At 49.6% G+C, this 2,339-nt stretch carries 1 protein-coding gene and 1 pseudogene; one reads left to right on the top strand and one right to left on the bottom strand.

All coding sequences use genetic code 11. From position 1 onward, the window contains the following. Positions 1–327: pseudogene (locus tag ACRC27_RS10795) on the top strand (hypothetical protein); the annotation flags it as partial. A 447-nt stretch (positions 328–774) separates the two neighbouring features. On the opposite strand, the gene ACRC27_RS10790 reads toward ACRC27_RS10795, so the two are convergent. Next, positions 775–2,339: glycoside hydrolase family 2 protein (locus ACRC27_RS10790; RefSeq protein ID WP_438639864.1), on the bottom strand; the 1,565-nt coding region annotated here is incomplete at its 5' end.

Genomic DNA, 2,339 nt, shown 5'->3' with positions numbered 1-2,339 from the left:
GGTGGCGCCTATGCCCTAACCGAAAGTGTGGTTGTTGGTACTGACATGCGCTTTACCCCCAATAACGCCTACATCCAGCATGAACGCAACAAGCAAGGTGGCGTAGATACCTTCCGCGTTGAGCGCAAAGGCTTCACCGTAGTCAATTTGTGGACCAGTTATGAACCGCAACAGATTAACGGCCTGAAACTCATGGCGGGCATTGATAACCTGTTTGATGCCGCCTATGCCGAACCGACCGCATTCGGTTTCTACTGGGGCACACCGGAATACGGCACATTGGAGCCTGGGCGTAATCTCAAACTTTCGGCCAGCTATCAATTTTGACGCAGCCTTTTACTCTGCATAGCTGAACGGCATAGTTACTCGGCATAGTTACTCAGCATGGCGAAAATTAGCTAAGCGCTTAACCCGTTTTAAACGGTAGTTTAATTAAGAATAAATTATTCTGCCGTTTAGGTGCTTGTTTTATCGACAGATTGTTTTATGAACAGTGATAATTCAATCACGCACAGAGACAACACCTCTCTCACCAAGTGCGGAATGAGCCAATAGCAATCTTCCAAAGGGAGCTACTGCAACAAAAGACGGACATAAAAAAAGCGGCCTGTGTGAGCAGGCCGCGCTTCGCTTTTATTATCCCTTGCATCCCTTCTTCCGAGCTAAGTACTTCTGCGCTTAGCCTATGAAGGGTCTAGTTTATTGGTGGCGATTCAGAATGCAGTGATCAATACAGAGTAAATGCGTATAAATCATGTTCGTATACATCACAATTCAGTAAGTCGAACGCAAATCGTAAACCTTCACGCCTGCTACCAATTCCGCACAACTCGCAGAGCCGATAAAACGTAAACGACGACGCCCTCCAATAGCCTCAGGCAGTAAGGTAAATCCGGCATCCTCAAAACGCCCTTCGCCGCTATATTCGACATGCACAAACAGCGCCGGACGCTGACTCCACAACTCGATATAGCAACCTTGCTCATCTTCTCCAATACAGTACTCAATCTGCGCTGGTTGCAACGGTAAACGCTTAAACACATCGGGATAAAAACTATTTTCAATGCATTCGTTAGCCTGATGGTTTGGTGACTCCGAATGTAGAACAACATGATAAAAGCCCCGTCGCGCCTCGCTTTCTGAGGCATTCGCACTGCCAGAGGCGTTACTCGTATTACACTCGGGCAGCGGAATTTGCCAAATTGGTGCAGAGCTATCTGCCGCAGCGGTACATCTTAGCGGCCAACGCTGTAACACATCCCCCTGCCAGCTGATCTGCAATACTTCCCCATGCAGCGATTGCGTGACATGCCGATCATTAATCAGATGCAACGTTAACATCGGCTGGCCTTGCGCATTAGGTTCACGAGCAAAAGGTTCATGAATAAAGGTCGCCATTAACGGCGCAAAGAAATGACGCGCATGGTGATGCAGCAATTTCCAGCGTCCCGAATATTCAATGCTCGACCACGAACTCACCGGCCAGCAATCATTGAGCTGCCAAAACAAAATGCCGCGACAGTGGTTTTTATAAGCACGCCAGTATTCCGCTGCCGTTTTAATAGCCAGCGCCTGTTGTACCTGACTTAAGTACAACTGCTGTTCAAAGCTGATCGGGAAGCGAAAATAGCGCGTGATCATCTCCGTGATAATGCTGTTGCCCCGCCCGTTTTTCTGATGCTGTTCAAATGTTGGCGAAGTGATATTCCACTCATCCGGCTCGGCAAAGGATTTAACGGTGGGCAACGATGGCCATGACTGAAAACCGAACTCGGAGCAAAAACGCGGCTTCACGCTGTGGTAAGCATCAAAGGATTTACCGGAATGCCACACATCCCAAAAATGCATATCGCCACGGTTGTCATCATGCCACGCATCACCAAAATCTAACTCCCCATTACACGGCGAACTGGCCCAGAAGCGGCGCGACGGGTCTTCCTGCTCAACGACTTCGGCCAACAGACGATTCAGGCGATCGTAATTCACCGTGTATTTAACGCGCTGTTCACGGGATTCTGGATACCAACCAATCGCGCCAATCACCTCGTTATCCCCACACCATAACGCCAGTGATGGATGGTCGGCTAAACGCTGCACCTGATAACGCACCTCATGCTCAACATCGAGCAAGAATTCAGAGGTTGAAGGATACAGCGCGCAGGAGAACATCAAATCTTGCCACACCAGTAAACCCAGCTCGTCGCACAGATCGTAGAAGATATCCTGCTCATACATGCCGCCGCCCCACACGCGCAGCATATTCATGTTGGCGGCCACCGCATCTTCAAGTAAGCGCCGATAACGCTCTGGCGTGTGACGCGACGGAAGTGCATCGAGCG

It is taken from the genome of Plesiomonas sp., from assembly GCF_051650925.1.
Taxonomy (GTDB): Bacteria; Pseudomonadota; Gammaproteobacteria; order Enterobacterales; family CAMTGL01; genus Plesiomonas.
Note: the sequence above shows the minus strand (reverse complement) of the source record. Positions and strands in the feature narration are given on the sequence as shown.